Source organism: Mesorhizobium sp. M1E.F.Ca.ET.063.01.1.1 (assembly GCF_003998155.1).
In the GTDB taxonomy this organism is placed as follows: domain Bacteria; phylum Pseudomonadota; class Alphaproteobacteria; order Rhizobiales; family Rhizobiaceae; genus Mesorhizobium.
Window position 1 is genome coordinate 1 of the sequence record NZ_RZSC01001715.1, and the last position, 407, is coordinate 407.

Annotated in this window: 1 pseudogene; it reads left to right on the forward strand. The window is 67.3% G+C overall.

Annotated elements, in window-relative coordinates:
- Positions 1-407 (forward strand): annotated as a pseudogene (locus EOA29_RS42035) (adenylate cyclase); the annotation flags it as partial.

The window sequence follows — 407 nt, forward strand, 5'->3', positions numbered from 1 at the left end:
GCGCTATGACCGGCCGGCGCAGGACGTCTTCGACCTGCAGGACGAGGTGGTGAGGCGCATCATCGCCAACATCGACGCCGAGGTGCGGGCGGCGGAGCGCGAAAGCGCGGCGCGCAAGCGGCCGGAAAATCTCGATGCCTGGGAACTGTTCCATCGCGGCATGTGGCATGCCTACCGGTTCACCAGGGACGATCATCAGCTGGCGCAGGGGCATTTTGAGCGTGCCCTCGAGCTGGAGCCGGGGTTCAGCCTGCCTTATGCCGGCCTCGCCTATGTCTGCCTGTCGGCGGTGCCCTGGCACTTCACTACCGATGTCGGGCAGACGCTCGGCGCCGGCATAGCGCAGGCCGAGAAGGCGCTGGCGCTAGATGCCGGCGCCGAGCGTCTGCCCGACATCGGTAGTGAAG